The sequence below is a fragment of the Sphingomonas montana genome, from assembly GCF_001956315.1.
Lineage (GTDB): Bacteria > Pseudomonadota > Alphaproteobacteria > Sphingomonadales > Sphingomonadaceae > Sphingomonas_R > Sphingomonas_R montana.
Genome location: NZ_KV887144.1, coordinates 84,171 through 108,280, shown reverse-complemented (window position 1 = coordinate 108,280; position 24,110 = coordinate 84,171). Strand labels below are relative to the sequence as shown.

Sequence of the window (24,110 nt, the reverse complement as noted above, 5' to 3'; positions counted from 1 at the left end):
ACGATCAGACCGACAGCCGGGTCATGACCGAACTGGACCGCCGAACTTTTACTCGCCGCCTCCACCTAATCGCAAAGCGGCGATCCGCCAGCCCTTGCGGGCAACATCATCTGCAACCCGGAACACACCCTGCGGAACCGCCGGCTACAACCTTTACACGCATGACCGTTTAAACGTACATGCGTGAACGGTTACGTCGAATGCCACGTATCTGCACAGTTGGAGGAACGACATGTTGACCTGCGACGGGCTTCGCATGGGTGGTACGATCGCCATCATCGGGGCGGGTCCCGGCGGGGCGACGCTCGCCCGTCTGCTTTCCGGGCGTGGCTTCCGGGTCCGCCTGTTCGAGCGCGACGCGTCGCTCGATGCGCGTCCGCAGGGCGGCAGCCTGGACCTGCGGCCGGACTCCGGCCAGCGTGCGATCACTGCGGCCGGGCTCGATCGCGCGTTCGCGGCACGCTCGCGCGACGACGCCAAGGCGTTCCGGATGATCGATTCGATGGGATCCGCCATGCCGGGTGCCGGTCAGGACACACATGAGGATGCCGGCCCCGAAATCGACCGCGCCGACCTTCGCGCCATGCTGGTGGAGGCGCTGCCGGAGGGCATGATCGCGTGGGATCACAAGGTCGATCGCGTATCGCCGCAGGGCGATGGCCGGTGGCGGATCGACGTCGCCGGCCGCGGGCCGGTCGTCGCCGATCTCGTCGTCGGCGCGGACGGCATCGGCTCCTGCGTTCGTGCCGCACTGACCGACGTACGGCCGATCCACACCGGCATCACCATGGTCGCCGCCTATATCCGCCCGGAACTCCGGCGCGGATCGGCGCTGTCCGACTTCCTCGGCGAAGGTTCGGTGATGTTCGCCGGCGGGAAACGGACGATCTTCGTCCAGCGGTGCGCGCGCGATGTCATCCTGCTCTATTATTCGATGGCGGTGTCACAGGGCTGGCCCCGCGATGCCGGCTTCGCGGTGGACGATCACGCTGCGGTGATGGCGTCGGTGCGTGCCGCCTATCGCGACTGGTCGCCCGAACTGCTCGATATGCTGACGCAGGTTCAGGACGGGTTCCACCTGTGGCCCACGTCCGTCATGCCGCCGGACTATCGCTGGGAAAGCCGGCCCGGCCTGACGATGTTCGGCGATGCATCGCACGTTATGCCCCCGTTTACCGGCAAGGGCGTCAATCTCGCTCTGCTCGACGCGCTCGACCTTGCCAATGCCTTGTCCTGCGACCCTGCGCGACCGGTGCAGCAGGCGGTTGTGGGGTTCGAGCGGGCGATGCAAGCCCGCACCGCGACGGAGATCCGCGCCTGTCTCCGGGTCGGCCGTTACGCCTACGGGATTGATCTCGGCTTCGACCTGGGCGAGGCGGCGTGATCGCATGACGATGTCCGTCATGCCGACACCGAGGCCAACGATGCGCGCAGATGCCGAGCGGAACCGAGAGCGGCTGATCGTCGCGGCCAGCGACGTGATGCGCAGCGAGGGCGGCGACGTGGCGATGGAACTGATCGCCGACCGGGCTGGCGTGACCCGCCCGACCCTGTACCGCAACTTCGCGGACCGGCAGGCGATGTACGAGGCGGTGCTCGAGCGCGATCTGCACAACCTGGTTCACGCTATTGCCGAGGACAGTGCGGCAAATCCGCTCGCCTTCCTGCGCCACACCGCCGAGATGATGCGCGTCTATGACCGCTTCCTGGCGCGGCTCGTGGACATGCCGGATTATGATGCCGCGACCAATCAGGCGCGTATGGCCGATATCCTGGCCGCGCCGCTCGCGAACGCGCAGGCGACCGGCGTGCTGCGGGCCGATCTCACCGCGGCGGACATATTGATCGCCTGCCGCATGCTGGCGTCGCATTGGAAGCTCGACGACGGTGCGGACTTCGCCGCCGTGTTCGATCGCCGGCTGGCGCTCCTCGCGCACGGTCTCAGCGGATCGCCGGACAGCGCGCAGCCCGGAAGGATGAGAGCATCATGATCGTCGTGACCGGTGCGAGCGGCAAGCTGAGCTCCCGCATCGCCCACGCTCTGGTCGCCTTGGTCGGCACGGAACGGTTCGCCGCCATGACACGCGATCCGTCGAAGGCGGGCGACCTCGTCCGGCGCGGCGTTCGGGTGCGCCAGGGCGACTTCGGCGATCCGGGCAGCCTGCCAGAGGCATTCGAGGGCGCAACCCAGCTCCTGATGATATCCTCGAATGCGGCATCGTCGGGCGGCGATCCGATCGCTCAGCACTGGAATGCGATCGCGGCCGCCAGGGCATCCGGCGTCCGGCGTCCGGCGGATCGTCTACACCAGTCATATGGGGGCCAGCGCCACCTCGGCGTTCAAACCCATGCACACGCATGCCGCGACCGAGGCGATGCTTGCGGAAAGTGGCATCGCCTGGACGGCGCTGCGCAACGGCTTCTACGCATCCACGGTGTCGCAGCTGGTCGGTGACGCCGCCGATACCGGCGTCCTGGCGGTTCCTGCGGACGGCCCCGTGGCATGGACAGCGCATGTCGACCTCGCCCGGGCGGCCGCCCGCATCCTCGTCGACGAAGGCCGATTCGACGGACCGACACCACCGCTCACGGCTGCGGCGGCGTGCGACATGACCGATATCGCGGCCATCCTTTCCGCGCGGATCGGGCGACCTGTCGAGCACAGGGTCGTGACCGACGCGGAAGCGGAACGACGCCTCGCCGCCAGCGGACTGCCGCCGACGGCGATCGCGATCATGCTGGGCCTCTATCGCGCCGCGCGGGATCATGAGTTCGCCGCCACCGATCCGGCACTGGCGCACATTCTGGGGGCAAACCCGTGTTCTTTGCAGAAAACCCTGGACTAGGACCGGATCGATATCGGGCGGGCGTAACGGATGCTCCCGCGGGTCGCGGACGTGGTTCGTTTGAAACGCCGCGCCCGTACTCATCGCTACGCCCCCCGATCACGCCATCGTCGCGCTGCAATTCTAGAGGCGGCCTGTTCCTTTGACCGGCTATTCGCAATGACAGACCGGATACTGCGCTCGCCACGGGATGCTATGCAGCGCAGAATATACGGTCACTGCGAAGCCAGGCCGGCGGCAGGCAAAGCGGCGTGGACGAAAGCGGCAGGATCGACGGCGCCATGGTCGCGCCGATCACGTCGGTCATGAACCGTCGGCGTGCCTCGATCCGCGACCACATCGCGGGATGATCGCGTGCCAGTTCAGCCCGCAGACCTTCGTCGGCAAAAACGATGCAGTCCTCGCAATTCAGCGCCCATCCATCGGGCATCGGCACCGGGATCACGTCGACCTGCATATGCATGCCTGACCGCAACCGATCGGTCGAACCGGGCCGGACAGGGGAATGCGACCATTCCTCGTGACCGGTCAGATGTCCGGGGTTCAGCATCGACTGCAACCCACCCCGAGCCAGAGCCTCGCGGACGTGGGCATCCAGAACGCCGCCTTCCACCCCAACGTCCGCCACGGCATACCAGGCGAGGAGACCGCTGAAATAGTTGGCGGCGACCTGTTCGAACGCCGCGTCCTCGCGGACGATCAACCCTGCGCGTGCAGTAAGGCCACCCCATAGCCCGACCGCGGTCGATACCCCGTCCCCTTCGGCGATGCGTCGCGTGCCCGCGCTTGCCAGGCCAATCACCGGGCCGCCCGACGCATCACCGGAGGCGAGCATCGGGTGAACCGCGAACGGCTCGCCCCGATACGTCATCCGCGCCGCCGCCTCCCGCTCGGTATCGCCCGGGCGGAGCTGGCTGAGTATCGACCAGACCATTTCCGAACTGCGCGCGGCGGCCGCTTCGAATATGGCGATCTGGTGCGCGTCGATGATGGAGCGCTGCCCACGTTCCGGATGGAGCATGACGTGCGTGGCATCGACGACGCGACCGGCAACCCGACGCGCGGCTGCGACGAAAGCCGCCGGCAGAAACATCGGCAGGTCCTCATCGGCCTCCCATTCCGCCGGTTCCAGATACTTCCAGCCGACGAGGCCAACGCTGTCGCCCGCGCCGATCCCGGCCTCGCGCAGCGCATCCGTCAACCGCGGCGCACGTGTCCGATCCTGACCCAACAGGCTCAGGCTTTGCGCCAACAGCACATGCAGGTCCGGCAGGGGCGAGATGCGCGCATAGGAGAAGCACTCGTTCCCCGCGACCAGCACGCGGGTTGCACCCGGTCCAAGCAGCAGCAGGGCTTCCTCGAACCGGGGCTCGAAACCGGAGAGGAAGGCGACATTCGCCATATGCTCCCGATCCGCATACACCATCAGCCAGTCGGTGCCGGCAGCGGCCAGCGCGGCGTCGCAACGTGCGGCATAGATCGTGCCGGACAAAGGCGCCGGATCGGCAATCGGGCCGAAATCGGGAATGGCGATTTCACGCAGGCGGGGGACCATCGACAGCTCCAATCTTTTGCTTTCGACATCTTTATATATGATTTATCCGGGACGCAATTGCAGGTGGCTATGATTGGAATGGCGATGCGCTTCGGTCGGACATGCGGGCTTATCCTGACATCGTTGCTGGTCGCGCCGGTTCATGCCGCGGGCGTTCGCGATGCTGCCCGCGCGGCACGGAGCAGCATCGTGCGGGACGATTTCGGCATTGCCCACATCCATGGACCCAGCGATGCCGACGCCGTGTTCGCCATGATGTACGCGCAAGCCGAGGACGACTTCCCGCGGATCGAGCGCAATTACCTTACCGCGCTGGGGCGCGTGGCGGAGGTCGATGGCGAAGGCGCCGTCTGGCAGGATCTACGCCAACGACTGTTCGTGGATCCGCAGGCTCTCCAGTCCGAATATCGTCGCTCACCCGGCTGGCTGCGCGCGCTGATGGACGGGTGGGCCGCGGGTCTGAACCATTATCTCGCCACTCATCCCGACGTCCGTCCGCGGGTGATCCAACGTTTCGAACCCTGGATGGCGCTTGCCTTCTCGGAAGGTAGCATTGGCGGCGATATCGAGCGCGGCGTCGATCTCGACGCGCTTCGCGCCTTCTATGGCGGCACGAAGTCGCCCGGTGCCGCCGATCGCCTTGCCGCCGCCGGTCGCATGACGGAACCGAAGGGTTCGAACGGGATCGCGATCGGCCCGTCCCGGTCGGCCTCCGGACACCCGCTCCTCTGGATCAATCCCCACACCTCGTTCTTCTTCCGGGCAGAACAGCAGGTTACCAGTGATGCCGGGCTGGATGTGTACGGGGCGGCGACCTGGGGACAGTTTTTCGTGTATCAGGGTTTCAACCGGCACATCGGCTGGATGCACACGTCGAGCGGGGTGGACAATATCGACGAGTTTGCTGTTGAAATCGCCCGGCGGGGGAAGGTCCTGTCCTATCGCTACGGCAAGGAATGGCGCCCGGTCCGGCAACGCGTCGTCACGCTGCGCGTGCGGCAACCCGCCGGCATGTGGACGAACCGGCGCTTCACCGTGCTCGCCACGCATCATGGTCCGATCATCCGCTCGGACGGGGGGCGCTGGATTGCGGTCGCGATGCTCAACTCGCCACGTGCCGCGCTCGAACAGAGCTACCTTCGAACGAAGGCGGGAAACCTTGCCGACTATCTGCGCGCGGCGGACCGCAAGGCCAATTCGTCCAACAACACGATCTTCGCCGGCGACGATGGCATGATCGCCTATCTCCATCCCCAGTTCGTGCCGATCCGCGACCGCCGGTTCGACTATACGCGGCCGGTGGATGGCAGCGACCCGGCAACCGACTGGCACGGCCTGCACCGGCTCGATCAACTGCCGGCGGCCGTCGCGCCGGTGACGGGCTGGGTGATGAATACCAACAACTGGCCCTGGGGTGCCGCGGGTTCCGCCAGTCCGCGCGCGGCCGATTTCCCACGTTACATGGACCAGTTCGGCGAGAATCCGCGTGGCCTTCATGCGACCCGCCTGTTGAGCGGCACGAAGGCCTTCACACCGGCCAGCCTGACCGCAGCCGCGTTCGATCCGTCTCTTCCGCTGTTCGAGGAACAGATCCCTCGCCTCGTGCGTGCCTACAAGGCATTGGGATCAGCCGATCCACGCCGGGCGCGCCTGAAAGGTCCGCTCGACCTCCTGGCAACCTGGGACCGTCGTTGGGGCGTCACGTCCGAACCGACCAGCCTGGCCGTCTACTGGGGCGAGGCGATGTGGCGGCAGGAAGGTCCGAAGGCCGCCGCTGCCAATATGCCGCTTTTCACCTGGTTCGGCGCGCGCATGACGGACGCCGACCGCATTTCGGCCCTCGATCGGGCCGTGGGCGTCATGACCCGTGACTTCGGCGGCTGGCGGATCGCGTGGGGTCGCATCAATCGACTGCAACGGATCGACGGTGCTGCCGTCCAGCGCTTCGACGACGCACGACCGAGCATGCCGATCGGCTTCACGTCGGGAAATTTCGGATCGCTGGCCGCGTTCAGCGTGGAGCATCAGCCGGGCCAGCGATGCCTGTACGGCACCACCGGCAACAGCTTCGTCGCGGCCGTGGAGTTCGGACCGCAGATCAGGGCGTGGGCCGTGTCGGTTGGCGGCCAGAGCGGCGATCCCGCGTCGCCGCACTTCGATGACCAGTCGCGCCGATATGCCGACGGAGCGCTCCGTCGCGTGCCGCTGACCGCCGCGGATCTGCGCCCGTTCGCGGCACGGCGCTATCGCCCGGGTGACCAAAGGCCGGATGCCGCGTCACGCCGCGCGGGGCCCGCACCGATCGGCGACGGTCGCTGCCTCGATCGGTGAGCCCGTCAGGGCCGATTGGGGAGCTTGCCCGCGGTCAGCAGCAGATCCAGCGCGCCCTTGATCAACTCGTACATCCGTTCGGCGGCCAGATCGGCATCGCCAGCGGTGATGGCGTCGGCGACTCTTTTATGATCGCGCGCACTGGCACGGGGCACGCCCTTGTATTCGTTGGTTCGCCGAATCGAGAATCGCAGCGTTGTATCGACCAAGTCCGTGAACTGCCGCAGGAACCGGTTGTTGCTGGCCTGCAGAACCGCGATGTGGAAGCCGATATCGGCCTGCAGCGCGTCCTCCTCCCCGCGTTCGGCCGCGAACATCCGATCGATCGCATCAATGATCGCGCGACGTTGCGGTCCGGTCGAGGAATGGGCGGCAAGTGTCGCCGCGCGTGGCTCGATCGCCAGGCGCATCTCGGTGAAGTCGATGAGCAAGTCGATCGAGAACGCCCGTTCCAGCATCCACCGCAGGACGTCGGGATCGAGCAGGTTCCAGCTTTCCTCCGGCTGAACGACCGTGCCGGCGCGCTTTCGCGACAGGAGTAATCCCTTTGCCGTGAGCATTTTGACGGCTTCCCGCAACACCGGACGACTGGCCGCGTAGCGCAGGCACAGTTCCGCTTCGGTTGGAAAAGGCTGGCCCGGCGTGTAGATCTGGGTAACGATCATGCTGCCAAGGTCGTTGACGATGCTACCCGTCAGATTCCGCCCGTCCTCGCCAATGCCTGACGCGCGATCCAGGAAAGCCGCGGGTTGTTCGTTCATTCATTGCCTCGCATCGCATCGGTAGTGCCGCCATACTCAACCGCCGAAGCTGTATGTCGGTCCCCCTATCACGCGCGCGTCGACTTCGAACAGCGCCCCGGCATGCGCCTCTCCGTCCGCGTCGATCCTGGAAGAAGTGACGAACAGCCGATCCATGCCCTTCCCGGCAAATGCGCAACTGGTGATATTGGTCGTTGGCAGCATGATCGACCGCATCGGCCGACCGGACGGATCGAACCGGGTAACCCGGCCACCACCCCAGTGCGCGATCCACAGGCAACCCTCACGATCCGACGTCATACCGTCCGGGCTCCCCCAGCCGGGTTCGAACCGCAGGAATATCTCCCGTTCACCCAGTTGCCCGTCCGCGGCCACGGCGAAGCGGTAGACCAGCCCGAGCCCGCTGTCGGTGTGGTACAGGACCCTGCCGTCCGGGCTGAAAGCCGGACCGTTTGTGACGCGGTATCCGTCATCGACCCGGATCGGCATGCCGCCCGGATCGAGTCGATACAGCGCGCCGCTCGCGTTTCGGTCACGGTCGTCCTTGCTGCCGAACCACAGTCGGCCGGCGCTATCGACCTTCGCGTCGTTCAGGCGATTGTCGGGCCTGTCGCGCTCCGGTTCATACAGTCGTTCGGTCGAAATCGGATCGAGTGATAGCGCGACGATACCGCTTTTAAAGCCCGCGAGAAGGCGGCCGTCCGATCCTCGCTCGACGACCCAGCCGATCCGTTCGGGCATTGCCCAGCTCTCGATCCGGTCGTCGTCCAGCGAAAGCGACCACAGGCGCTGGCCCATGATGTCGACCCAGAAAAGCCGCTGGCGGGATGCACTCCATAGCGGCCCCTCCCCCAATATGTCGCCTGTGACGCGCGGAACTATTCGATACTCGGCCATGTCGCCTCCTGAACAAATAAGTATGATATTATTTGACCCTTGTCGATCGACGCGGCATGTTGCGCGCAGAGGATGAAGGGCGACGACCGGTGCAGTTCACGCGGAGATCTTGTTTGGCCGGGGGGGCGGTCGCGGGCGGTGCAGCGCTGCTCGGCGGGTGCGTGCAGAACCCCAGGGACATCCGCATTGGCTTTCTGGTCAAGCAACCGCAGGAACAGTGGTTCCAGGACGAATGGCGGTTCGCGCGCAGCGCCGCACGCGAGTATGGCTTCTCACTGATCGCGATCGGTGCGGAAGACGGCGATCGGGTGCTGTCCGCGTTGAACACACTCTACGCGCGCTACGCAGGCGGCTTCATCATCTGCGCGCCCGATCCGCGGCTCGGCCCGGCCATTGCGCGATTTGCAGACCAGACGAAACTGAAGGCGATGTCCGTCGACGATCGATTGACCGGAGCCGACGGACGCCCGGTGCCGGGTATACCGCATGTCGGCATCTCCGCTCGCGCGATCGGCACGTTGGCCGGCGCCAGCGCCGCAGCGGAAGCGCGCCGGCGCGGCTGGACGATCGCGGAAACCGGCATCCTTCGGATCAGCTTCGATACCCTGGAAACCGGTCGTGAACGGTTGACCGGTGCCGTGGACGCACTGCGGGCGGCGGGCTATCCGGCGGCGGCCGTCTTCGACGCGCCGCAACGCACGACCGATACCGAAGGCGCGTTCAGCGCCGCGGCACCGGTCCTAACCGCGCATGGCGGCGTCGACAAATGGATCGTCCTCGGCCTGAACGACGAAACCGTGATCGGCGGCGTCCGCGCGGCGGAAGGGCTGTCGATGAAAGCCGCCGACATCATCGGCATCGGTATCGGCGGTTCGGAAGTCGCGATTGCGGATCTTTCCAAGACACGTCCCACGGGCTTCTACGCATCCGTCCTGTTGAGCCCGCGCCGGCATGGCTACGATACGGCGATCGCCATGTACCGCTGGATCCACGACGGCCGCCAACCACCGCCGGTGACGCTGACGAGCGGCACGTTGATGACGCGCGACAACTACCGGTCCCTGCTGGTGCGGGAGGCGGCGGCGTGACCGCACTCGAATATGCCGCCGTCGGCAAGGTCTTCCCGGGCGTCGTCGCTCTCGACGGGGTCAGCTTCTCGGTCGCGCCGGGCGAGGTGCGCGCGTTGATCGGCGAAAACGGCGCCGGCAAGTCGACGCTGCTCAAGATTTTGGCAGGCCAGTACCAGCCGGACTCGGGCACGCTCCTCGTGGACGGGACCGCGCAACGGTTCGCCACACCCGCGGAAAGCCAGGCGGCCGGCATCAGTATCATCCATCAGGAATTGCAGCTCGTCCCGGACCTGAGTGTCGGCGAGAACCTGATGCTCGGTGCACTGCCGAGACGCCTGGGCTTCGTCGATCGTGGAGAACTGCGGCGGCGTGCCCGCGAGATCCTCGACAGACTCGGTGAACCGATCGACCCGGACGCTCGATTGGGCGACCTGTCGATCGGGCGACGACAGATGGTCGAAATTGGCCGTGCATTGTTGCGCGATGCCCGCATCATCGCCTTCGACGAACCGACAAGTTCGCTCAGCGCACGCGAGACATCACGGCTGATGGAGATCATCGAGCAGCTTCGCCGCGACGGCCGCGCGATCCTGTACGTCAGTCACCGGATGGAAGAGGTGTTCGCGCTCGCCGACAGCGCCACCGTCCTGCGCGACGGGCGTCACGTGCTCGATGCCGCGCCGGTCAGCGCGGCGGATGAAGGCAGGCTCGTGTCCGCGATGGCGGGCCGGACGATCAACGACATCTATGACTGGCGGGCACGTCCGCACGGCCCGACCGTCGCGTCGATCCGCGGCCTGTCGGGTCCGGGACTTGTGGCCCCGGTCTCGCTCGATCTGGCACGTGGCGAGGTCCTGGGATTTTTCGGGCTCGTCGGGGCCGGCCGCTCGGAACTCTTCCGTCTCATCTTCGGCGCGGTTCCGCGGACCGGTGGCGGGGTGAGCATCAACGGCGCCGATCTTCCTGTTGACGATCCTTGCGCGGCCATCGCGGCCGGTCTCGCGCTTCTGCCGGAAGATCGAAAGGCCGACGGTATCGTGCCGCTTGCATCGGTGCAGGAAAATGTGGCGCTCGCCTGGCGCAATCGGGCCGGTGCCACGCCCCTGCTCCGCGACCGGTTGGAGGCGACAGTCACCCGCGAACAGATTGCGGGCATGCGCGTCAAGGCAGCCAATACGGACGTCGCGATCTCGACGCTGTCCGGCGGAAACCAGCAGAAGGCGATCATCGCACGATGGCTGATGGCCGACGCACGCATCCTGTTGTTCGACGAACCGACCCGCGGGATCGACGTCGGGGCACGCAGTGAAATCTACGCGCATATGTACCGGTTCGCCGAGCAGGGTGGCAGCATCCTGTTCGCGTCGAGCGACATGCCGGAAGTTCTTGGCGTCGCCGACCGTATCGTCGTGATGCGGGAAGGGCGGATCTCCGGCATTCTGTCCCGCGACGAAGCCAGTCCCGAGCGCCTGCTCCGCCTCGCGCTGCCCGACGCGGACGCGTCCGCCTCCGCCCCCGCCGATCTCAGGATGCCCGCATGACAGTTCGGAACCTCATCAAGCGATCGGGCCCGCTGATCCTGCTCGTGCTGCTGCTGCCCGTGCTCGCGCTGTTCGTCCCCGACTTCATGGGGCTGCGCAATCTGCGCGGCCTCATGCTGTCCGTGACGCTGGTCGGCACCATCGCGGCAACCATGATGCTCGTGCTCGCGATGCGCGAAGTGGACCTGTCGGTCGGATCGACCGTGGCGCTGTCGGGCGTTCTGACGGCGGTGGTGATCGGCGCGACCGGCAGCGTGGGCCTGGGCGTGGTTGCGGGCCTTGCCGGCGGGACCCTGGTCGGGTTGTTCAACGGCGCTGTCGTGGCCGGGCTGAAGGTCAATTCGCTGATCGTCACGCTCGCCACGATGGAGGTCGTCCGGGGCCTCGCCTTTCTCGCTTCGGGTGGCGAATCCGTCGCTATTCCGGCGGAGTCCTTCTACGCGCTCGGATCGGGTGGCTTCCTCGGGATCAACTGGCCGATCTGGGTCATGCTTGCCAGTTTCACGGGCTTCGGCGTCCTGCTCAATCGAACAGTATTCGGGCGAAACATCCTGGCGATCGGCGGAAATCCGGAGGCAGCCCGTCTGGCCGGCGTCCCGGTCACGCGCGTGCGGATTACCGTCTTTGCCGTACAGGGCTTCGTCGCGGGTCTAGCGGGCATCGTCCTTGCCGCGCGCATCACCAGCGGACAGCCGAACACGAGCGTCGGCCTCGAACTAGCCGTTATTTCCGCATGCGTGCTTGGCGGTGTCTCGCTGTCGGGCGGTATCGCCACGATCGGCGGCGTCGTTGTCGGCGTCCTGATCATGGGCGCGGCCCAAAACGCGCTGAACCTGCTGAACGTGCCGACATTCTATCAATATGTCGTCCGCGGCGGCATCCTGCTGATCGCCGTCGTCGCCGATCGGCTGCGCCAGGGTGGCCGCCTGCCCACTTTCCGCCTGCGGCGCAGCGTCGCGGCCCCAGACGGGACTTCCCATGCATAGAATCTCAAGCGTCGACACATTCCTAGTGCCGCCGCGCTGGCTGTTCGTCCGCCTCACGACGGACGAAGGCGCGGTCGGCTGGGGCGAGGCGAGCCTGGAGGGTCATGCCGAAGCGGTCGTCGGTGCGATGGAAGCGGTGCGCGACCGGATCATCGGTCACGACGCGAACCGGATCGAAGATATCTGGCAGATGCTGTACCGCCTCGGCTTCTATCGCGGCGGTCCCGTCCTGATGTCCGCGATCTCGGGCATCGACCAGGCATTGTGGGACCTCAAGGGTCGCCTGCTCGGCGTCCCAGTCTCGGAACTGCTCGGCGGCCGCGTCCGCGATCGCATGCGCGTCTATGCGTGGATCGGGGGCGATCGGCCCGGTGACGTTGCCGAAGCGGCCAAGGCACGGCGCCTGCAAGGGTTCGATGCCGTCAAGATGAACGGCACCGAGGACATGGAATGGCTCGGCAGTCCGGCCTCCGTGGACGCGTCGGTCGAACGACTGGCGCTCGTGCGCGAAACCGGTGTCGACGTCGGCATCGATTTCCATGGCCGTGTGCACAAGCCGATGGCGCGGCAACTGGTCCGCGCGCTCGAACCCTTGCATCCGTTGTTCGTCGAGGAGATCCTGACCAGCGAACAACCCGAGGCGATCGCGCAGGTCGCGGCGCACACAAGCATCCCGATCGCATTCGGCGAACGGCTCTACAGCCGCTGGGACTTCAAGCCGTTCTTCGAGGCCGCGAGCATCGACGTCGCGCAGCCGGATCTCAGCCACGCCGGCGGCATATCGGAATGTCGGCGCATCGCGTCCATGGCGGAGGCCTATGACGTCGCCTTCGCTCCGCATTGCCCGATCGGCCCGCTCGCGCTCGCGTCAAGTCTTCAGGTGGCCGCCAGCGCGCCGAACTTCGTCATCCAGGAAATGTCGCTCGGCATCCACTACAATCAGGCCGACGCGGACCTGCTGACCTATATCCGCAACCCGGAGGTCCTGAACGTCAGCGAGGGTATGGTGCAGGTGCTCGAAGGGCCGGGTCTCGGCGTCGACATCGACGAGGATGCCGTCCGCTCGGCGGCGACCAGGCCGCATCGCTGGCGTAACCCAGTCTGGCGCGGGCGCGACGGGTCGCTGCGCGAATGGTAGATCTCGACGGGAAAGTGGCCTTCGTCACGGGGGCCGCGGGCGGGATCGGTGGAGCGGTGGCGCATGCCCTGTCCCGCGCCGGCGCACGCCTTGTCCTGATAGACCGCAACGGCGCCACGCCGGACATCCCGGCAAGCGATACCGTCATGTGGATCGCGGCGGACCTGGGCGAAGCCGCGGCGGTCAAGGCGGCTTGGAACACAGGCATTGCGCGGTTCGGCGCGATCGACATTCTCGTCAACGTGGCCGGTGTTATGATCTTCAAGCCGATCGAGGATCAGGATGCGGACGACTGGCGGCGATTGCTTGCGGTCAACCTCATCGCGCCTGCCCTGCTGACCGGCTTCGCGTTGCGGGCCATGTCCCCCGGCGGGGCGATCGTCAACGTGGCGTCGGTCCATGGACGGCGGACGACGACACTGGTGGCATCCTATGCCGCATCCAAGGCCGCACTCATCAGCCTGACACGCTCCACCGCGATCGAGGGACGCGAACGCGGCATTCGGTGCAACGCCATCCTGCCCGGGGCGATCGATACGCCGCTGCTCCATGCAAGTCCGGCGATCAGGTCCGGGGCGGAGGTCATCGACCCGGCCGACATAGGGCGTCCCGAGGACATCGCGGCGCTGGCGCTCTTCCTCGTGTCCGAAGCGGCGGGCTTCGTCACCGGTGAAGACATCGTCGCCGACGGTGGCCGCATTGGCCGGTTGTAGGCCGTCAGTCGCGTGTACCGAAACGCAATCGCAACTGCGAAAGATATGTCTCGCCCGGGTCTAGCCGCGCCGACGGGAATGCGGCGTGGTTCGGGCTGTCCGGCCATCCCTGTGCTTCCAGACAGAGCCCGGCGCGATCCGCGAACGGCGAACCACCGCGTCCGAGCGCATAGCCGTCGTAAAATTGCAGACCCGCCTGGTCCGTTGCCAACTCCATCGTCCGCCCCGACCGTGGCGACCGAAGCGAGGCCGCCGGCCGCAAGCCGTCGCCGGGCAGGATGTAGCAATGATTGTAGCCGCGCCCCGGGCGAAGCTGCACGTCGGGCAGCCGCATCGCGTCCCCGATCGCGCGCCGGGACCGAAAATCGAACGCAGTGCCCGCGACATCGCGCACTTCACCTGTCGGCAGCGCCGCCGTGTCTATTGCCAGGAAGCGATCGGATGCGATCAGCAGTTCGTGCTGCCGGACATCACCACACCCTGCCCCATCGAGGTTGAAATAGCCGTGGCTCACAAGGTTGACGAACGTGGGCCTGTCGGTCGTCGCCTGGTACGTGATCGACACCGTATCCGAACCTATCAGCCTGAACTCCACGATCGCCTTCAGACGGCCGGGCCAGCCCTGATCGCCGTCCGGGCTGTCGATCGTCATGGCGACCCCATCACTCAGCCGCTCACCCTTCCAGATGCGGCGATGGAACCCATCCGGTCCACCGTGCAGATGGTTGCGGCCCTCGTTGGCAACGAGCCGAACGGTCCGCCCGTCCAGTTCTAGACATGCCCCCCCGATCCTGTTCGCGAAACGGCCGCAGCTGCCGCCCAGGCAGACATCCGCGCCCGGCGCGCCCGCGGACGGATAGGCAGCGATATCGGGCAGGCCCAGCACGATGTTGGCCATGCGGCCGTCGCGGTCCGGCGCTTCGATGCCCATCAGCGTAGCACCGAGTTCGGCGACCGTCACGGCGATCCCATCGCGCGCCGAAAGCCGGAAGACCGCGATCTCCCGTCCGTCCTTCAGCCGCGTGGGCATGCGTTCTACGTCGACCATGGGTCCCTCGAAACGATCGGGGCGGGGCATCGCTGCGCCGCCCCGACCCTGGCCCGCCAAGGCCGGTCTGTCAGAAGTTGCCACGCACCCCGACGGTGACCCGGCGACCCTGGTCGGACAAGGTGATCAACCGCTCGTCAAACCGCGAGTAGCTCCGGAACTTCTTGTTCGTCAGGTTCAGCACCTCGGCATAGAGCGAGAATTCGCCGAACATCCGCAACGATGCACTCGCGTCGATCTGATCGTAGCCATTGATGTTCTCTGGCTGGCTCTGCGGGCCGAATGTCTGCCGCAGGAACGGCGCACGCCAGTTATAGGCGCCGCGAACCTGCAAACGATCATCCTCGTAGAACAGGACGAGGTTCGCGGAGTCGGACAGCCCTTCCACGTTGAACGTCTGGTTACTCAACGATGGATCGAACTTGATCGAACTTTCCACCTTCGTATAGTTGGCTGACCCGCCGAAATTGCTGAAGGGCGCGGGCAGGAAGTCGAACGTCGACTGAACCGCCGCTTCGAAACCGTAGACTTCGCCATTCTGGGCGTTGAACGGCCGGTTGGCGATGAAGTTCAGCCCAAAATACTGCTCGGGCTGCTGACCAGATATGATGAAATTCTGCAACTTCTTGTAGAATCCGGCGATGCTCGCATAGCTGGTCTTGCTGAAATAATAATCGGCCGAGACATCCGCATTCCACGCCAGGAACGGTTTCAGGAATGGATTGCCGCCGCTGACAGTATTGGAGTTCGGGGGACGAAACACGAAATCCTGCGACAGCCCGAGCCGGCTCAGCGTCGGTCGCGTCAGCGTGCGCGACCCGGCAAGCCGGAAGCTGAGCTGCTCGGTCGCATCGAGCCGGAAGTTCACCGTCGGCAGGACATAGGTGTAGTTGTTGTCTGCGGTCACGGCGACCGTGGGGCTGTAGACCGGGACCGCCGCGGTCGGATCGGCCGGATTCTGGATCACGTTCAGCAGCGTGACCGAAAATCCGGTCGCGTGAAGGTCGGTATGGATCAGGCGCGCGCCCAGCATGGCGGTCCAGCGGCGATCGCCGAAGTCGCCCTCCAGGCTTGCCTGCACATAGCCGGCATAGGTGTTCTCGCGCACCGTGCCCGAACCGCGATCCCGGTCGATCGGGTCGAGACTGTTGTTGTTGCCGGCATAGACCGCCAGGAACCGGTTGCGCGCGTCGATGGCCGATTGCGTCGTGCCGCCTACCTGGTTCACCGCCGCGGCACTGCCGTAATAGCTGACCAGCGCATCGCGGTCGTAATCGAGCCATGTCAGGTTGCGACCCTGCACCTTGTCGCTGAACTCGGTGAACAGCGAAGCCGGCGCTACCGCCTGGTAGCCGCAATAGAAGCAGCCAAGCGGTTCGGGTGACTCCCGGACGATCGTCGATTTCCTACGATTGGTGAACAGCAGGCCCGTCTGGATCTTTGAAAGCGCGCCCCAGTCCGTCTTCCACGTCGCGTCCAGCGTCGCCTGGTTCACGGTGTCGCCATTCCGCCCGCCGCGTTCCGAACAGCAATGGAGGCGTGGCGCCGAAACGTCATTCGTCGGCAGGATGTTTGTCATTTCCGGCAACCCGCCGGCACCGTCCAGGACGAATGTCGGCGTTACGCCGATCTGCCGGGTCCCCACGACGTAGAACAGCTGGTCCGACGAATTGCGGGAATTTGAATGCGCGCCGTCGAACGAGACCGTCAGGTCATCGCTGGGCGTCCAGGTGAGGTTTCCGCCGATCTGATAGGTGCGCGCGTCCTGCGGGTTCGTCGCCACGATATTGTCTGATGCCAGTCCCGCCGTCGCTGTCGCGGGCAGTACGGTGAAGCTTGTCGCGGTGCCGTTGCCGTTGACGGTCGCGTTGGTGATCCGGTCCGGGTCGACATAATAACCCAGTTGATTGGTCCGGCTCGCGACCTTCTGCTGCGTGTAGAGCGCATCCATCGTGAACTTCAACGTGTCGGAGAATATGTAATCCAACGCGAACGTACCGCCGATCCGCTCCCGGTCGTTGCGCGTGGACGTGAAGTTCAACGACCGCGGTAATGCGACCCCGCGCGTATCGCGGACGCGGTCGCCGTTGGCGTCGATATTCTGGTCGGTGATCCAGCCGTCCGTACTGATATTGGTCAGCTTCGAAATGCGCTTGTCGTAGATGACGCTGGCCTGGATACCGAAGGAGCGGTCCTCGTTCGAACTGCTGATCACGGCCGATCCGAATGGAGTGATCTTGTCCGACGTGCTGTCGTGACGGCCGGCCATGTTCAGCGCGACGCGTAATCCGGACCGATCCGTCGGCCTTGCGGTTCGCAGGATGACCGTGGATCCGATGCCGCCTTCCTGCAATCGCGCTTCGGACGACTTGTAGACCTCCGCCCCGCTGATCAGATCCGACGAGAGGATATCGAACGAGAATGACCGCCCTCCGGCATCGGTCGACAATAGCCGGTTGTTCAACAGGACAGTGTTGAATTCCGGTCCGAGCCCGCGGACCGTGATGCCGCGCCCTTCGCCGTTGACGCGATCGATCGAGACGCCGGGAATACGCTGGAGCGATTCCGCGATGTTCTGATCGGGAAACTTGCCCATGTCCTCCGCGGAAATCGCGTCGACGACGCCGATCGTCTCGCGCTTGATTTCTAGGGCACGTGCAAGACTGGCGCGCTGGCCGGTGATGATGATCTCGGCCTCGGCGTCGCTGGCACTGGACGGATTGGTTGCGGATGCCGGCGAATCGACCTGGCCCGCGGGCTGCGGCACGGACGGTCGATCGATGCTGCCGGATGTCTGCGCCGCGGCACCCGATGCGGCCAGCGCGATGGTGGCCGAGGTAACCAGATAAGCGGCAAATTGAACGCGGCGCATTGTGTCCTCCCTTTTGTGCCTATGAGAATAAGTATGATATTAAATTTCGGGTTGTCGAGCGGAATCTCGTTGCCTGCGTTGCATATCTGACGCACTTATCGACTGCAGAAAGTCCGTCGCCCAGCTACTGGGACTAATAATGTATGATAAAGGAGTGGTTCTGGTGCTGAGACTGGTTCACAAGTCGCTGCTGCTCGGCGCGTGCCTGTTCCCGCTCGCCAGTGCTGCGGCCGAGTCGGGGTATGACGCGGACAAACGCCTGTTCAGGCTCGACGGCGGGGCGGTCACCTATGCCTTCAAGATCGATCCGGACGGGCTCGTCCGATCGGTCTACTGGGGTCGGCGGATCGGCGCGGGCGATCCGATCGACGCAGCGCAGGCCAAGGCCGCAAGCGGCTTCGACGTCGCCGCCAACGTTGTCCCGCAGGAATATGCCGGCTGGGGCGGCGGCCTGTTCGCGGAACCGGCGCTGAAGATCGCGATGCCAGACGGCAATCGAGACCTGGTCCTGGTGTACGGATCGCACCGAATGGATGCCGACGGGGTCACCGTCGAGATGCACGACATCCGCCTCCCGATCACGGTATCGCTGCGGTACGCGATCGACCGGGCCACCGGGATCGTCGCCCGCTCCTCCACGATCCGCAACGGAACGCGTGGTGACCTGCGTATCGATCAGGCGATGTCGGCAACCTACGTGCTTCCGTTCGCACCGGACTATCAGCTGCATTCCCTCACCGGCCGCTGGGGCGCGGAATGGACGCGGCAGCAGCGCCCCGTGTCGGCGGCCGCCACGGTCCTCGAAAGCCGCCGCGGATCGACCGGTAGCGAGAACAACCCCTGGTTCGCCATCGGCCGGGCAGGACGATCGACCGAACAGGACGGGCCGGTCTGGTTCGGTGCGCTGGCTTGGAGCGGCTCCCACCGCATCACCGTGGCGCAGGACGTTGCGGGGCGCGTCCGGATCACGGGCGGCTACAATCCATTCGACTTCGCCTACCGGCTACGCCCCGGTGAGACGCTCGATACGCCCGTCTTCTACGCCGGCTATTCCGGACACGGCATGGGCGATGCGTCGCGGCTGCTCCACCGGTTCGAACGCGATCGCATCCTCCCCAAGCAGGGTGCCGCCCCGCCCCTGCGCAAGATCCTGTACAACAGCTGGGAAGCGACCGAATTCAAGGTCGACGAAGCAGGCCAGATATCGCTCGCCGAGAAGGCGGCACGGATCGGCGTCGAACGTTTCGTCATGGACGACGGCTGGTTCGGCGCGCGAAACAACGACCGGGCCGGGCTTGGCGACTGGACGGTCAACCGCCGGAAATTCCCGAACGGCCTGAAACCGCTGATCGACAAGGTGAAATCGCTGGGCATGGAATTCGGCCTGTGGGTCGAACCGGAAATGGTCAACGCCGATAGCGACCTCTACCGCGCGCACCCGGACTGGGTGATCGGCATGACCGGCCGACCGCGCACCGAGGGTCGCAACCAGATGGTGCTGAACCTCGCCCGGCGCGATGTCCGCGATCACCTGCTGGCCGAACTCGATCGATTGCTCAGCAGCAACGACATCGCCTTCCTGAAATGGGACTATAACCGCAACTGGTCCGAACCGGGTATGATCGGCGCAGCGCCCGCCGATCAGCAGAAGATTTACGTCGACTATGTCCGCAACCTCTACTGGCTTCTCGCGGAACTTCGGAAACGACACCCCAACGTAGAAATCGAAAGCTGTTCCGGCGGCGGCGGCCGCGTCGATCTCGGCATCATGGCCCTCACCGACCAGGTCTGGGCTTCGGACAACACCGATCCGGTCGACCGCCTGCTGATCCAGGACGGCTTCACCCAGGCCTACGCACCCGGCACGATGATGGCCTGGGTGACGGACAGCCCGAACTGGCTGAACAAGCGTGCGACCCCGCTCGCCTTCCGCTTCCTGTCGGCGATGCAGGGCGGGCTCGGTATCGGCAACAACCTGAACCATTGGGCCGAGGAGGATTTTGCGACGGCCTCCCGCTATGTTGCGGTCTACAAGCGCATCCGGCAGACCGTTCAGCGCGGGGAACTGTATCGGCTTGTGCGACCCACCCCGGGCGATGTGCAGTCCACGACGCTTTACGTGGCGGCCGACAGGTCCCAGGCGGCGCTATTCTCGCTGGTCCAGGGCACGTACCGCCTCGATCCGCGGGCACCGATCCAGCTGGCCGGGCTCGATCCCCAAGCGCGCTACCGGATCGAGCGTATGGACGGCGAGCCCTTGATCACGGAAATCCCGTCAGTCGCGAGCGGCGCGTACTGGATGGGGCGCGGCATCGACGTTCCGCTGCGCGGTGACTTCCAGGCCGCCGGCTTCATCCTCACGCGCGTCGGTTGAGGGTGACGATCGGTCATCACCACGATCGGGCAGAACTGCCCGATCGTGGTTGCGCGAGCCGGGCGAAGCGGAGCCGAAGCCGCACGGTGACTCGATCGACGGCGCGACGGTAACGGCGGAGCTAAAGTGACACGCTCAGTGAAGGGCGGATCATCCTTGGCTAATCTCAAGACGTCAGTTGCCCTCTGCATCGACCATAAAGATCATCGGCTTGCCGCGTGACATCGGCTCCCACCCCGCCAGCAGGGCTGAGCGAACGGCGCGGCAAACAGTCGGGTCGTCGATCTGGAGACGCCCACGCGGCAGCCCCTTCATCAAGCGCTTCGGAGCAGGAAATTCCAGCAACGCCTCGCGTTGGCTATCCTGCTGCTGCAAGCGTATCGACATACCTCTCCATCCCTCGTCATCCGACCATTGCGGCTCGCGGTGGAGCTGCCAGTCGTACTTGAATCCATCGACATCGACGGTACCGGTGTTGTTTCGGGTGTTTGACATGGCCCAGCCCTAGCACGCCTCGCCGACCAAGCCATCAGCACCCGCAAATCGATCACGCCACGGAGCGGCGAATGCCCGTGCTGCGAAGCAGAACGGCGCACAGTCGGCCATGCAAACCCCTGTTCACCACCGTTGCAAGCTGATGGTCATCCATGCTGGTCTCACGCGCCTGCCAAGGCGCCGGTCAGATCCCGTCGCAGGCCAGGCTTGCACGACGCAGCTGGCGTCTTTTGCAGCTTGACCGGATGGCGTCCGGGCGCGACGTAAACGAAATGAGCGATCCACGGGCTGCGACGCTGTCCCTCCTTGCGCACCGCGCACCGGACGCGACGATCTGCCCGAGCGAGGTAGCGCGCGCGATCGCGACGGACTGGCGCGGCGCGATGCCCGCGGTCCACGCCGCGATCGACGGGCTGGTCCGCGACGGACTGGTGCAGCTCAGCTGGAAAGGACGGCCGCTGGAAACACGATCTGGGCCATACAGGATCGCCCGTCTCACGGTGATCTGCCCGGGCTTGGACGCGCCAGACAAGGCGGGACGAGAATCGATGTAGTCATACTAGCGGTCGGGTTCTCCTGAAGGCGGAAACGTCAGGCGATCGATCGCGACGCCACCGCTGCGAGCAATGATGGTCAATCGGTGTCGGCCGGCTCCGAGACGCCCGGCCGGCACCTGCAACAGATTGTCGAGAACGGCCTGCCCCCAATCCGGGCTGCCCGTAACGCGAGGCATGTCGATCCGGCGGGAGGGATCGCCGTCAATTGAAACGTCGATCATGATGCGATCGCCATCCTCCGGAAAGCGCGGCAACAGGCCGATGACAAGCGCACGCGCATCCGGCAGGTCGATATCGTACGTCGCCGGCGTGCCGGTGCGGTCGGCAACGAGCGCGCCCCTGCTCCGCCCGAGACCCTGAACGAAGCGCCAGCCGGTGAATGCCCGGCCATCTTCCCCCTCCACGACGATCGCAGGGTGCGGATCGATCGGCAGCGGCGGCAGCGGCGCGTTGGCCATAAGGGCATCGGTTGCGATGCCCGGCGCAGGTAACGCCGCCGGGCTGATCCGCATCGTCCGCCACTGATTGTCCGCCGGTTCCTCCGCCATCATGTAACGCCACTTCCCCGCGGCCGTGGCGGTGTTGTACCGATCGGTCAGCGCCTTGATCTCGCCATCGGCGGCGCGTGCCATGCCCGCCGCGGCCCGGGCGGCATCTGGCTGATTATCGATCAACGCGGCATAGCGTTCGTTGGCGAACGCCCGGCGGTTGGCGGCGGCGGCGCTATGGATCGGGTAGCCGACAAGTTCGAACCATGCATCGCGCAGATCGGCAGGAATACCGACCGCAGTTCGATCCGTCGCGGCGACCAACGCCGCGAAGCGCGCAAGCCGCGCGTCGATATCCGCACCGCTCCAACCGCTCGCCCGCGGCTTCTGGCCGGGCAGCCACCACTGCAGATGCTCCGGACGCCGTTCGAAATTGAGGCTGTAATAGGTGTCGAGCATTCCCCCGATCGTCCTGCCCTGCCCCGCCCCGAACGTCTCCTCCGCCCATGCGTCGAGCTGCGCGCGCTGGCTCAGCCGGCGACGGCCGGGCACGTTCCACGCAAGGTCCATGAACAGCTGGATGCTGATCTCAGCCGGCTTGATGTCGCCGACATTGGCGATCCAGACCCGGCGGGCGTTACGATCCCAGGCGCGGGTCATCTCCTCCTGCACCAGTGCCGGCGGAGTGGTGGCGAGCCACAGATAGGACAGTGGCGCGCCGAGGTACGACAGATGATAATATACGCCGTTGCCGCCGGTTCGGGCCTGTTCCACCATATCAGGTACGTGCCGGATGTAGCCAAAATTATCGTCCGGCCACACCAGCGTCACGTCGTCGGGCACTTTCAGCCCGTTCCGATACACATCCAGTACTTCCTTATAGGGTGTAAACAGCTGCGGTACCCGCGCCGGCTCGGGGCCGAGCATCCTGCGTTGATCGGCAACGATGCGCTCGAGCAGCGTCACCTTGTCCCCGTCCGTCGTCGCGCCGACCAGTGCGGAGTCGTGAATACCGCGCATGCCGAGCGGCCATAGATTCTCAAAACGGGCATTCGCCTGGACGCGCTCGCGCCAGTAGCGGGTGACGCCGTCGGGATTGCGCGCATAGTTGAAACGGTCGGCAGTATCACGCCATTCACCGACATTGTTGCGCAGCATCGGTTCGGCGTGGGATGCGCTCATCACGATGCCCCAGTCGTCCGCGGCGCGCGCATTGGCGGGATCGGCGTTGAACGGCGCGCTGACCTTGTGCATCGCCGGCCAGAGCGTGTTCGCCTTGAGCCGCAGCAGCAGCTGGAAGATGCGGCGATAGGTTTTCGGGCCGATATTGCCGTATTCAGGATCGTGCGTCCGCGCTGCCCAGGGTTGGAGCCCCCAATCCTCGTCGTTGAGGAAGATGCCGCGATAGCGGACCGCGGGTGGACCGAAGCGGCGCGTCCCCGGTGCGACAACCAGCATGGCGTGTCGGCGCAGCGCAACGTCCGCCCACCAGATCCAGGGCGACACGCCGATCGCGCGGCTCAGTTCATAGACGCCATACGCGGTGCCGCGTCGGTCACTGCCGACGATCACCAATGCACGATCGACGCCGGGCATCGGTCGCGCGACGGTGACGATCAGGAAGCTTTCCCACGCCCCCCGCAGCCGCCGCACGTCGATGCGTCCGCGCACAGCAAGCGCGTCGATGTACCGGCTAGACCCCAGCGTCCCGACGATCACCAGCGTCTTGACCCTGGCGGGCGGAGCCGCGAGCCGGTCCGGATGCTGGCTAGAAACAGTGCCGATGTCGTCGGCCAGATCGTCGATGGCATGACCCACGACAGCGGCGTCGCCGGGATCGCTCAGGATCGGCGCGGCGCCGGTGGCATCTGCAAGCACCACGCCGCCCGGCAGGGAGGCGAACCGCACGAAGGACTCGGCCGACGCTGGCATCACCGGCGCCAGCAACAGCGCTACCAGCGCCATCACAGCCCGATGGAACCGGCCGCTGCTTCTTCTCAACGCGACATTTCCCTCGCCCATTTACGACATGACTATTGCTCTACGATATTTCGGGCAATCGCCTTCCGTTATTTGGTGCTGCCTGCGCTGCTGCGCGAGATGTCGGTGAAGACGATGCCGTTCGAAGGGGAGGTCGGAGCGTGATCTGCGGGTTCCATGAACGCTGCATGGTGGTCCGGATGGCGAAACGCGACACTTACCGTTCGCCACCGCCGCGATCCGGGCATCATGCTTGCCCTAAGTGGTGCAAAGCCGCTGCCGGGGCGGCAAGGAGGCAAGCGCCCGGCCTTTCGAGGCCGATAGCATGGCGACAGTTTCAGGTTTCTGCTGCCATGTTTGAATAACACCGGGCACGTTAGAAGGACTGGTCCGCCAACCGGCACGGAAATTTACCAATGATCCGCGTACCTCTCCGGCTCCCGGGGGGCCGGATTTCA

Annotated in this window: 20 protein-coding genes; 13 read left to right on the top strand and 7 right to left on the bottom strand. The window is 65.5% G+C overall.

The genetic code is table 11. The features are described from left to right. Positions 1 to 256 precede the first annotated feature (256 nt). Genes BKY59_RS05250 through BKY59_RS17890 form a run of 4 tightly spaced genes read left to right on the top strand, consistent with a single transcriptional unit; the run spans position 257 to position 2,846 of the window. Complete coding sequence (locus BKY59_RS05250; protein WP_165374798.1) at positions 257 to 1,384, top strand: FAD-dependent oxidoreductase; 1,128 nt, start codon at positions 257 to 259, stop codon at positions 1,382 to 1,384. A 40-nt stretch (positions 1,385 to 1,424) separates the two neighbouring features. Then, the gene (locus BKY59_RS05245) at positions 1,425 to 1,991 is read left to right on the top strand and encodes a TetR/AcrR family transcriptional regulator (RefSeq protein WP_165374797.1); all 567 of its coding nucleotides are present in this window, start codon (positions 1,425 to 1,427) and stop codon (positions 1,989 to 1,991) included. Beyond that, positions 1,988 to 2,455 carry an NAD(P)H-binding protein gene (locus tag BKY59_RS17895; RefSeq protein ID WP_206362015.1) on the top strand — a complete coding sequence of 156 codons (468 nt, stop codon included), beginning with the start codon at positions 1,988 to 1,990 and terminating at the stop codon, positions 2,453 to 2,455. The genes BKY59_RS05245 and BKY59_RS17895 overlap by 4 nt, the downstream gene beginning before the upstream one ends. Then, a complete protein-coding gene (locus tag BKY59_RS17890) occupies positions 2,349 to 2,846 on the top strand; it encodes a Rossmann-fold NAD(P)-binding domain-containing protein (protein WP_206362014.1) in 498 nt (165 codons plus the stop codon). The genes BKY59_RS17895 and BKY59_RS17890 overlap by 107 nt, the downstream gene beginning before the upstream one ends. 193 nt (positions 2,847 to 3,039) lie before the next feature. On the opposite strand, the gene BKY59_RS05235 is transcribed toward BKY59_RS17890, so the two are convergent. Further along, positions 3,040 to 4,401, bottom strand: coding sequence for a M24 family metallopeptidase (locus tag BKY59_RS05235; RefSeq protein WP_076069721.1), 1,362 nt, complete (start codon positions 4,399 to 4,401; stop codon positions 3,040 to 3,042). Positions 4,402 to 4,485: 84 nt separating this feature from the next. Here BKY59_RS05235 and BKY59_RS05230 point away from each other — a divergent pair, with 84 nt between their 5' ends. Next, positions 4,486 to 6,732: a penicillin acylase family protein gene (locus BKY59_RS05230; RefSeq protein ID WP_420822079.1), complete on the top strand. Its 2,247-nt coding sequence runs from the start codon at positions 4,486 to 4,488 to the stop codon at positions 6,730 to 6,732. A gap of 5 nt (positions 6,733 to 6,737) precedes the next feature. Here BKY59_RS05230 and BKY59_RS05225 read toward each other — a convergent pair whose 3' ends face one another. After that, positions 6,738 to 7,493, bottom strand: a complete 756-nt coding sequence (locus BKY59_RS05225) for a FadR/GntR family transcriptional regulator (RefSeq protein WP_076069153.1) — start codon at positions 7,491 to 7,493, stop codon at positions 6,738 to 6,740. Between the two features lie 36 nt (positions 7,494 to 7,529). Continuing rightward, positions 7,530 to 8,390: an SMP-30/gluconolactonase/LRE family protein gene (locus BKY59_RS05220; protein ID WP_076069151.1), complete on the bottom strand. Its 861-nt coding sequence runs from the start codon at positions 8,388 to 8,390 to the stop codon at positions 7,530 to 7,532. A 113-nt stretch (positions 8,391 to 8,503) separates the two neighbouring features. Between BKY59_RS05220 and BKY59_RS05215 the strand changes: the two genes are divergently transcribed. The 5 genes from BKY59_RS05215 to BKY59_RS05195 are packed head-to-tail and all read left to right on the top strand — an operon-like array spanning position 8,504 to position 13,838. Next, positions 8,504 to 9,478 (top strand): substrate-binding domain-containing protein, encoded by a 975-nt coding sequence (locus BKY59_RS05215; RefSeq protein WP_240499969.1) that lies wholly within the window; start codon positions 8,504 to 8,506, stop codon positions 9,476 to 9,478. Next, entirely contained in the window at positions 9,475 to 11,001 is a 1,527-nt protein-coding gene (locus tag BKY59_RS05210; RefSeq protein ID WP_076069146.1) for an ATP-binding cassette domain-containing protein, read from the top strand. The genes BKY59_RS05215 and BKY59_RS05210 overlap by 4 nt, the downstream gene beginning before the upstream one ends. Continuing rightward, on the top strand, positions 10,998 to 11,987 hold the full coding sequence (gene araH, locus BKY59_RS05205) for an L-arabinose ABC transporter permease AraH (RefSeq protein WP_076069144.1): 990 nt from the start codon (positions 10,998 to 11,000) through the stop codon (positions 11,985 to 11,987). The genes BKY59_RS05210 and araH overlap by 4 nt, the downstream gene beginning before the upstream one ends. Further along, positions 11,980 to 13,125, top strand: coding sequence for a galactonate dehydratase (gene dgoD / locus BKY59_RS05200; protein ID WP_076069142.1), 1,146 nt, complete (start codon positions 11,980 to 11,982; stop codon positions 13,123 to 13,125). The genes araH and dgoD overlap by 8 nt, the downstream gene beginning before the upstream one ends. Before the next feature lie 14 nt (positions 13,126 to 13,139). Beyond that, positions 13,140 to 13,838 carry an SDR family NAD(P)-dependent oxidoreductase gene (locus BKY59_RS05195; RefSeq protein ID WP_240499968.1) on the top strand — a complete coding sequence of 233 codons (699 nt, stop codon included), beginning with the start codon at positions 13,140 to 13,142 and terminating at the stop codon, positions 13,836 to 13,838. Between the two features lie 4 nt (positions 13,839 to 13,842). Here the strand turns inward: BKY59_RS05195 and BKY59_RS05190 are convergent, their stop codons facing one another. Together BKY59_RS05190 and BKY59_RS05185 are read right to left on the bottom strand one after the other, a co-directional pair. Beyond that, positions 13,843 to 14,886 carry an aldose epimerase family protein gene (locus BKY59_RS05190; protein WP_129586208.1) on the bottom strand — a complete coding sequence of 348 codons (1,044 nt, stop codon included), beginning with the start codon at positions 14,884 to 14,886 and terminating at the stop codon, positions 13,843 to 13,845. A gap of 70 nt (positions 14,887 to 14,956) precedes the next feature. Beyond that, positions 14,957 to 17,758, bottom strand: coding sequence for a TonB-dependent receptor (locus tag BKY59_RS05185; protein WP_076069136.1), 2,802 nt, complete (start codon positions 17,756 to 17,758; stop codon positions 14,957 to 14,959). Positions 17,759 to 17,921: 163 nt separating this feature from the next. Here BKY59_RS05185 and BKY59_RS05180 point away from each other — a divergent pair, with 163 nt between their 5' ends. Beyond that, positions 17,922 to 20,132: an alpha-galactosidase gene (locus BKY59_RS05180; RefSeq protein ID WP_240499967.1), complete on the top strand. Its 2,211-nt coding sequence runs from the start codon at positions 17,922 to 17,924 to the stop codon at positions 20,130 to 20,132. A 174-nt stretch (positions 20,133 to 20,306) separates the two neighbouring features. Here BKY59_RS05180 and BKY59_RS05175 read toward each other — a convergent pair whose 3' ends face one another. After that, on the bottom strand, positions 20,307 to 20,627 hold the full coding sequence (locus BKY59_RS05175; protein WP_076069134.1) for a hypothetical protein: 321 nt from the start codon (positions 20,625 to 20,627) through the stop codon (positions 20,307 to 20,309). A gap of 272 nt (positions 20,628 to 20,899) precedes the next feature. Here BKY59_RS05175 and BKY59_RS05170 point away from each other — a divergent pair, with 272 nt between their 5' ends. Then, complete coding sequence (locus BKY59_RS05170) at positions 20,900 to 21,181, top strand: DUF3253 domain-containing protein (RefSeq protein ID WP_076069715.1); 282 nt, start codon at positions 20,900 to 20,902, stop codon at positions 21,179 to 21,181. Positions 21,182 to 21,186: 5 nt separating this feature from the next. Here BKY59_RS05170 and BKY59_RS05165 read toward each other — a convergent pair whose 3' ends face one another. Beyond that, positions 21,187 to 23,637 carry a glycosyl hydrolase 115 family protein gene (locus tag BKY59_RS05165; RefSeq protein ID WP_076069132.1) on the bottom strand — a complete coding sequence of 817 codons (2,451 nt, stop codon included), beginning with the start codon at positions 23,635 to 23,637 and terminating at the stop codon, positions 21,187 to 21,189. 9 nt (positions 23,638 to 23,646) lie between these two features. Between BKY59_RS05165 and BKY59_RS17610 the strand changes: the two genes are divergently transcribed. Next, positions 23,647 to 23,817 (top strand): hypothetical protein, encoded by a 171-nt coding sequence (locus BKY59_RS17610; RefSeq protein ID WP_165374793.1) that lies wholly within the window; start codon positions 23,647 to 23,649, stop codon positions 23,815 to 23,817. Positions 23,818 to 24,110: the final 293 nt, after the last annotated feature.

Bases quoted from the DNA above. Each gene is read 5' to 3' on its own strand.
- BKY59_RS05250 (WP_165374798.1), top strand. From the start codon at position 257: ATGGGTGGTACGATCGCCATCATCGGGGCGGGTCCCGGCGGGGCGACG.
- BKY59_RS05245 (WP_165374797.1), top strand. From the start codon at position 1,425: ATGCGCGCAGATGCCGAGCGGAACCGAGAGCGGCTGATCGTCGCGGCC.
- BKY59_RS17895 (WP_206362015.1), top strand. From the start codon at position 1,988: ATGATCGTCGTGACCGGTGCGAGCGGCAAGCTGAGCTCCCGCATCGCC.
- BKY59_RS17890 (WP_206362014.1), top strand. From the start codon at position 2,349: ATGCACACGCATGCCGCGACCGAGGCGATGCTTGCGGAAAGTGGCATC.
- BKY59_RS05235 (WP_076069721.1), bottom strand. From the start codon at position 4,401: ATGGTCCCCCGCCTGCGTGAAATCGCCATTCCCGATTTCGGCCCGATT.
- BKY59_RS05230 (WP_420822079.1), top strand. From the start codon at position 4,486: ATGCGCTTCGGTCGGACATGCGGGCTTATCCTGACATCGTTGCTGGTC.
- BKY59_RS05225 (WP_076069153.1), bottom strand. From the start codon at position 7,493: ATGAACGAACAACCCGCGGCTTTCCTGGATCGCGCGTCAGGCATTGGC.
- BKY59_RS05220 (WP_076069151.1), bottom strand. From the start codon at position 8,390: ATGGCCGAGTATCGAATAGTTCCGCGCGTCACAGGCGACATATTGGGG.
- araH (WP_076069144.1), top strand. From the start codon at position 10,998: ATGACAGTTCGGAACCTCATCAAGCGATCGGGCCCGCTGATCCTGCTC.
- dgoD (WP_076069142.1), top strand. From the start codon at position 11,980: ATGCATAGAATCTCAAGCGTCGACACATTCCTAGTGCCGCCGCGCTGG.
- BKY59_RS05190 (WP_129586208.1), bottom strand. From the start codon at position 14,886: ATGGTCGACGTAGAACGCATGCCCACGCGGCTGAAGGACGGACGGGAG.
- BKY59_RS05185 (WP_076069136.1), bottom strand. From the start codon at position 17,758: ATGCGCCGCGTTCAATTTGCCGCTTATCTGGTTACCTCGGCCACCATC.
- BKY59_RS05175 (WP_076069134.1), bottom strand. From the start codon at position 20,627: ATGTCAAACACCCGAAACAACACCGGTACCGTCGATGTCGATGGATTC.
- BKY59_RS05170 (WP_076069715.1), top strand. From the start codon at position 20,900: ATGAGCGATCCACGGGCTGCGACGCTGTCCCTCCTTGCGCACCGCGCA.
- BKY59_RS05165 (WP_076069132.1), bottom strand. From the start codon at position 23,637: ATGGCGCTGGTAGCGCTGTTGCTGGCGCCGGTGATGCCAGCGTCGGCC.
- BKY59_RS17610 (WP_165374793.1), top strand. From the start codon at position 23,647: ATGGAACCGGCCGCTGCTTCTTCTCAACGCGACATTTCCCTCGCCCAT.